The organism is Pseudomonadota bacterium (genome assembly GCA_030775045.1).
GTDB lineage: Bacteria > Pseudomonadota > Alphaproteobacteria > JALYJY01 > JALYJY01 > JALYJY01.
In genome coordinates this window covers 1-6,687 of record JALYJY010000097.1, presented here as the reverse complement: position 1 = coordinate 6,687, position 6,687 = coordinate 1, and the positions used below count along the sequence as shown (strand labels likewise).

Annotated in this window: 8 protein-coding genes and 1 tRNA gene; 1 reads left to right on the top strand and 8 read right to left on the bottom strand. The window is 61.7% G+C overall.

The genetic code is table 11. The features are described from left to right. Together M3O22_08065 and nusB are read right to left on the bottom strand one after the other, a co-directional pair. Window positions 1-695: sodium/proton-translocating pyrophosphatase (locus M3O22_08065; GenBank protein ID MDP9196698.1), on the bottom strand; the 695-nt coding region annotated here is incomplete at its 3' end. 303 nt (window positions 696-998) lie between these two features. Beyond that, on the bottom strand, window positions 999-1,529 hold the full coding sequence (nusB, locus tag M3O22_08060; protein MDP9196697.1) for a transcription antitermination factor NusB: 531 nt from the start codon (window positions 1,527-1,529) through the stop codon (window positions 999-1,001). Window positions 1,530-1,657: 128 nt separating this feature from the next. Between nusB and M3O22_08055 the strand changes: the two genes are divergently transcribed. After that, window positions 1,658-2,698, top strand: a complete 1,041-nt coding sequence (locus M3O22_08055) for a hypothetical protein (GenBank protein MDP9196696.1) — start codon at window positions 1,658-1,660, stop codon at window positions 2,696-2,698. On the opposite strand, the gene M3O22_08050 is transcribed toward M3O22_08055, so the two are convergent. From M3O22_08050 to ubiG, 6 genes are all read right to left on the bottom strand, one after another. Then, complete coding sequence (locus tag M3O22_08050; protein ID MDP9196695.1) at window positions 2,688-3,278, bottom strand: riboflavin synthase; 591 nt, start codon at window positions 3,276-3,278, stop codon at window positions 2,688-2,690. The two genes, M3O22_08055 and M3O22_08050, sit on opposite strands and share 11 nt — an antisense overlap. Window positions 3,279-3,344: 66 nt before the next feature. After that, a complete protein-coding gene (locus M3O22_08045; protein MDP9196694.1) occupies window positions 3,345-4,274 on the bottom strand; it encodes an NAD-dependent epimerase/dehydratase family protein in 930 nt (309 codons plus the stop codon). Between the two features lie 24 nt (window positions 4,275-4,298). Continuing rightward, on the bottom strand, window positions 4,299-4,838 hold the full coding sequence (locus tag M3O22_08040) for a phasin family protein (protein ID MDP9196693.1): 540 nt from the start codon (window positions 4,836-4,838) through the stop codon (window positions 4,299-4,301). An 88-nt stretch (window positions 4,839-4,926) separates the two neighbouring features. After that, complete coding sequence (locus M3O22_08035) at window positions 4,927-5,706, bottom strand: SDR family NAD(P)-dependent oxidoreductase (GenBank protein MDP9196692.1); 780 nt, start codon at window positions 5,704-5,706, stop codon at window positions 4,927-4,929. Between the two features lie 124 nt (window positions 5,707-5,830). Further along, a tRNA-Phe gene (locus M3O22_08030) sits at window positions 5,831-5,906 on the bottom strand. Between the two features lie 18 nt (window positions 5,907-5,924). Then, window positions 5,925-6,687, bottom strand: a 763-nt coding sequence (gene ubiG, locus M3O22_08025) for a bifunctional 2-polyprenyl-6-hydroxyphenol methylase/3-demethylubiquinol 3-O-methyltransferase UbiG (protein MDP9196691.1), incomplete at its 5' end; no start/stop codon positions are given.

Genomic DNA, 6,687 nt, shown 5'->3' with positions numbered 1-6,687 from the left:
GTCTCGAACAGGTCCGCGGCCATGCCGGCGCAGTCGCCCACGTTGTCGCCCACGTTGTCGGCGATCACGGCGGGATTGCGCGGATCATCCTCGGGGATGCCGGCCTCGACCTTGCCCACCATGTCCGCGCCCACATCGGCGCCCTTGGTGAAGATGCCGCCGCCCAGACGGGCAAAAATGGAAATCAGGGACGCCCCGAAGCCCAGGGCCACAAGGGCTTCCAGCATTTTCCCCTGTTCAATCTCAAAACAGGTCAGGATCCAGTAGTACCCGGAAACGCCGATGATCCCGAGGCCCACGACCAGCATGCCGGTGATGGCTCCCGACTTGAAGGCAATGTCCAGGGCCGTTTCCAGACCGCTGCGGGCGGCTTCGGCCGTACGCACGTTGGCGCGGACCGACACGTTCATGCCGATATAGCCCGCCAGCGCCGAAAGGATGGCGCCCGTGAAATATCCGATGGCGACCCAGCGTCCCAGGATAACTCCCAGGGCAATCCCCAGAACCAGGCCCACAGCGGCAATGGTCATGTACTGGCGGTTCAGGTAGGCTTTTGCCCCTTCCTGGATGGCGCTGGCAATTTCCTGCATCCTGGCATTGCCGGCGGGAGCCTTCATGACCTTGCGGCCTGCGTACAGACCGTACAGAAGCGCCAGAACTCCGCTGGCCATCACCAGGGAAAAATACATCGCCATGGAATTCATGGGGTTCATCCTTGCAGAAATCGTTTTAACCAGAACCTGCCGGAACGGCAGAAAACCAAAATGCCCAAATCCGGAGCACAAGGCAAGAGGGTGCGTATCAAAGACTGTTTCACCGCAGAGGCAGAGAGAGTCCAGGGATTTCAGAAATTCCTGTCATCCCGAGCGCAGCGAAGGATCTTTCTTGCAGAAACAGGATCCTTCAGTCGCGCTGACGCGCTCCTTCAGGATGACAGGCATGGATAATGTTCTCCCGAACCTTGCGCTGCAGCAGATACAGATTTTCAGAACTTTCCGCTATCCGGAAGAACTGTCCCGCAAGGTCTGCGCAAGGCGCTTGAGAACCGCGTTGACCAGGGACGGACTGCGCCCGCCAAAAAAGCCATGCGCCACATCCACATAGTCATTGATGATAACGCCGGTGGGGGTTTCCGGACAGGACAGGATCTCCCAGGTTCCGGCCCGCAGAATGGCCCGCAGCACAGGTTCCAGGTGAACCCTGCCCCCCTCCCCGTCCGCAGAGACAATGGCCCCTGTCACCATGCTGTCGATATCCGCCTGCCGCTCCGTCACTCCGCGGACAATGCTTCCCAGAAGCTCTTCGTCCGCTGTGACATACTTCTCGCCTTCCAGCTCGGTCCCCAGCCAGTGGTCCCTGTAGTCTGAAAGAACCTTTTCCACGGCCGCACCGGTCAGATCTTTCTGGTACAGCAGCTGGGCCGCAGCCAGACGGGCCGCGCTGCGCCGTGCCAGAGCCGAGCCGGTGCGCCTGACCTTGCGGGGCGGCGCCGCTTCGGGTGTCTTTTCCGGCTTTTTCTTTCTGGCCACGGAGTCTCTCTGCCTTCCCTGTCTGGCCGGAACAGGTATCGACTTGCTCCCCGGCCGTCAAGACTTGTCCTTCCTGAAAATAAAACAGCACGATACGCTGTCCGGACCTTTTTACAGGAGGTGGCACCATGGCTGTGCAATGGTACATGCAGAAACGCAACTGGCTGATTGTGGCCGGCGGTATAACGGCAGGAGCCCTTCTGGCCCTGTGTGAAAGCCCCTCTGACGAAACCCCGTCTGTCCTGGCGCAGACAATGACAAAGCCGGATGGTGGAACTGCACCATCCGCGCCTGCCCCCGAACCCCGGCATCCCTCTCCGGACGCAGGCGTTCCTTCCGGGAAAACCATTACCGAAACCCGGCTGGCGCAGATGCGTCAGGCCTACAGCCGGCTCGAAGCCATCGAAAAAGGACGGGAAGGCGCAGAAAGAGCCCTGATAGCCCGGGCAAACAGGGAATGTAACGAGAAACTGGACCAGAAGTATCCCCAGCTGAAGGGCCGGAATCCCGTCATTGAGGGCAATCAGGATCCAGTTATCAGCGAGCTCTGGGGTCAGAGGTCAGAAAAATACAATACCTGCACGGAGGATATTCTGGATCCTGACCGGCATTCTCCGGAAGTCCTTGCCGCAAGGGAAAAGGCAGAAGCTTTTGACAGGATTGGGGTGGACAGGTTCGAGGAACTGAAGGACCTTCTGCTGGGACAGCAGCCGGCCTGGGAGGCCTTGCAGAATGACGGAGAAACCATTCCGGACGATCTTCTGGGTAAACGGACAGAAAGGGCAGACGAAGCCGCCAGCCTTGTCATGACCCGGATCCACGTCCTGTCCTGCAACCTGGCCGGAAACCCGGCATTCACGGCAGCAGGATTCAGGGGCGACCCAGGGTATGAGGAGAAATGCCAGGGGGTCAGCACCTTTGAAACCCCGATTCACGATCAGGAAGGTATTTACGCAACAGCCGGACGGATGTGCCGTGATCTGCTGACCCTGATGCCGGACGCAGAAAAGGTCCTGAGCATGGCCCTGGGAATGTGCGGCTCCAGACCCCGGAAACTGTGTCGCCGGTATCCCGACTGGGAGACAGAAACCACCAGCATCAGAACTCTCTACTTCCCGGCCTGTACGGAAATTCTGGCCGGGCCGCAGGGGCCTGCTGCTACCCCCTGACCTCGTTCAGGCGGGCGACGTAGCGGGCCAGCATGTCCACCTCCACGTTCACCGGATCGCCCGGTTTCATGGTCCCGAAGGTAGTGTGCGTCAGGGTATGGGGAATCAGGTTCACGCCAAAGGTCGCGCCCTGGACCTCGTTCACCGTCAGGGAGACACCGTTCAGGGCGATGGAGCCCTTGGAGGCCACAAAGCGGGCCAGCGGCTCCGGGATGCGGAACGTCCACCGCTGGCTGTCCCCTTCGGACTTTACAGATACAACCTCGCCCACCCCGTCCACATGGCCATAGACCAGATGGCCGCCCAGCTCGTCCCCCAGCTTCAGGCTGCGCTCCAGATTCACAGGCGTTCCCGCCGCCCATGATCCCACGGTAGTTTTTGACAGGGTCTCGGCGGAGACATCCACGGCAAAAACCTCCCCCTTTTTCTCCACGACCGTCAGGCACACGCCGCTGCAGGCAATGGACGCACCCAGGGACACAGCCTGCAGATCAAAGGCCGTGCGGATGAAAAAGCGCACGTCTCCGCGCCGCTCCACAGCGGTAACGGCCCCCACATCGGTGATGATTCCGGTGAACACGACCCCTCCATGCTGCTTTCTGCCGGGGTCATAGCATACTGTTGCCAAAGGCAAAAGAAATGGCTGTCAGGGAGCGGCGGCGGCAAAAGCAGGCGGAAAGGCAGAACGCGTCGCGGCAGGAGTCCACGTCAGGAATGTCTGCGCAAATCCTTCCCTGAGCGGATAATCCGGCTCCCAGCGCAACTGCTGGCGGACCGCGGCTGTATCGGCGCAGCAGGCCACATCCGCAAAGGGGAACGGGTGGCCTGGAAAAATCATGTTCCGGATCCGCGCCTTTCCCGCTCCGGCAATATCGGCCAGCATCTCCACCCATTCCCCCAGTGATATGATTTCATCTCCGGCGATGTTATAGACCGCCAGGCGGGACGGAGGTTTTCGCAGGGCCAGCACGACTGCACGCGCCAGGTCCTGCACATGCAGGAACTGGGCAGGCGCCTGGCCACGGCCCGGCACGACGATATCCTGCCCTGACGCAATCCGGTCCCAGACAAAAGCCTCCCGGTAAAAGGAATTTCGCGGACCATACAGATAGACAGGCCGGAAAATGGTTACGGCCGCCGTGCGGCCTGACACGGCCTGGATCAGGAATTCATCGGATCTGCTTTTTCCACGGCCATAGTCACCCCACGCCCTGCTCCCGCCGACCGGATGTCCTTCCGCAGGAAAAAGCCCCGGAGACCGCCTGTAAACAGCCACGGAGCTGATGGATATCCAGTGGCTCGCCCCGGCGCTGAAGGCATTCCACACGTTTTCCGTGTCAGGCCTGTGAGAGGGGCAGATATCAACCACAGTATCAAAAGGGCCAGCTGCGGCTGCCACGGCATAAAGCTGCTCCGGCCTGTACCGGTCGGCCGACAGCAAACGGGTTCCTGCGGACAGGACCGGATGGCGGCCGCGGCCCAGAACGTAAACGCTGTAAAACGGGGTCAGCAGGGAAACAAGCGCCTGCCCCACAAACCCGGAACCACCGATCACCAGAACCTTTTTCCTGCCCATGACGGCTTTCCCTGAAACACAGGATCAGGTTTTCTGGCCCGTATCCCTGCCGGCACGCTCGTCATGGAAAAAGGCCGTCCTCTCGCAGCATTCCGCCAGGCGGCGGACTGTGTCGGTTCCTGTCCGCCCCGAAAGCTCGGACATCCGGATGCCCATGTTCAGGCAGGCCTCCATCTCCTCGCGCACAATGCGACCCTGGACCGACAGCATCTCCTGGAGGGTATGGGCATGCATCATGTCAGTCATGGCCTTCATCTGCATCTGCATGGACTCCTGGACATAGCCCGCCAGCTCCTTCAGCGCCGACTGGGCCCCGTCCGCCAGGACTGTACTGCACTGGATCATCACATCCATCCCCTGGGTCGCGTGCCGGGTCACATCCTCGGATGCCTTCATGCCGTGGGACAGCAGGGATCCCATCTGCCCCGCTGACTGTCCTGCCGTCTCGCTGAACCGGTGCAGGGCCTCGGTCGCGAAAGGGGGAGCCGCAAAGGGATGGGCGCGGGGTTCTGCGGTTTCCTCCGCACGGGTATCGGAAGAACGCTGTGATCTGCGGGCAGCCATGGGAATCCTCCGGTCTGGATTACGGGTACATCCGGAAAACCATGATCCCGGCTTCCGGTTCCGTTTACCCCCCGGAAGACCAGGGGAATCAGTCTTTCGGGGAAAGGGCTGCCTTGGGCGGCGTGGCCCGCAACAGAATGTCGGTCAGTCCGGCCGGAAGGGTTGTCAGGATCCGCGCCGCCAGCGCCATGGGCCAGGGGAAAGCAATCCGTCCCTGGTTCGCGGACAGCCTGCGGCGGATGAGGACCGCTGCCTGCTCCGGCTTTATGAGAAAGGGCATGGGAAAGCGGTTGACCGCCGTCATGCGCGTATCCACAAAGCCGGGACAGATCACGCTGACGCCGATTCCCCGGGGCTTCAGGGCGACCCGCAGGCTTTCGCCCCAGACCCGCACCGCTGCCTTGCCGGCGCAATAGGCCGGCGCGCCGGGAAAACCCCGGAACGAGGCCAGGGACGACATGATGGCAACCTGCCCCCGGCCCCGGCGGATCATAGGCTCCAGCAGGGGATACACCGTGTTCAGAACACCGTCTACGTTCACGGAGAAGATGGCCCGGGCCTGGGATTCCGTCTCCCCGTCCTCTCCCGTGCCTGCAGAGATTCCGGCATTGGCGATGACCAGATCGACAGGCGTTTTTCCATCCACATCCAGAAGCCACGTCTGCAGTCCGTCCCGGTCCCGGACATCCAGAACGGCAGCAGTGACGGCGGCCCCTCTCGCAATACAGGCCCCGTGTATCTGGTTCAGACGCCCGGGATCGCACCCGGTCAGGGCCAGCGTCACGCCGGGCGCGGCATACTCCAGCGCCAGCGCCATGCCGATGCCGCTGGACGCGCCGGTGATGACGATACTGCGGGGGTTTTTCATGGGCTTTTCTTGCACAACCAGAAAACCCTCTATCCTTCGACAAGCTCAGGATGAGGATTTTCTGTAACCCCTGAGCCTCATGGTGAGCCTGTCGAACCAGAGGCGAAGGATGCTATGGAAGAAATGGTGCCTGGGGACGGAATCGAACCGCCGACACGAGGATTTTCAGTCCTCTGCTCTACCGACTGAGCTACCCAGGCCCAAAGGGAACCCCGGGCTTATACCGACCCCGGTCCCGCCTGTCCAGAGGGTTTGACCTTCTGAGCCCACAGCATATAGTTCACGGCCAGATCCTTCTGCGACAGGCTGAAAGTCCTGTTCAGCGGATCATAGACCACGCCTGTAATCCCCTTCACCTCCAGCCCGCAGGGGCGCAGGGCCGAGGCCAGCTCGGACGGCCGGGGGAATTTTTTCCAGGAATGGGTGCCGCGGGGAAGCCAGCGCAGGATGTACTCGGCCCCCACGATGGCCATCAGAAAAGACCGGGCCGTGCGGTTGATGGTGGAGGCGAACAGCAGGCCCTCCGGCCGCACCAGCGCCGCACAGGATTCCATGAACAGGGGGATGCTGGCTACATGTTCCACAATTTCCAGGGCCAGGACCACGTCGAACGTTTCACCGGCTGCTGCCAGTGCCTCGGCCGTAGTGACCCGGTAATCCACCTGCGCGCCCGTCTGCGCTGCGTGATGGCGGGCAATCTCCACAGCCTTTTCACCGGCGTCGATTCCCGTCACAGCAGCCCCCATGCGGGACAGAGGCTCGGCCACCAGCCCGCCGCCACAGCCGATATCCAGGATGCGCAGGCCCTCCAGCGGCCGCGGCGCCCGGGGATCCCGTCCTGTCTGCTGGCAAATGGTGTCGCGGATCCACGTCAGGCGCACCGGGTTCATACGGTGCAGCGGCCCGAATTTGCCCGCCGGATCCCACCATTCCTCCGCCATGGCAGCAAACCGCCTGATTTCTTCCGGGTCGACAGAAGTA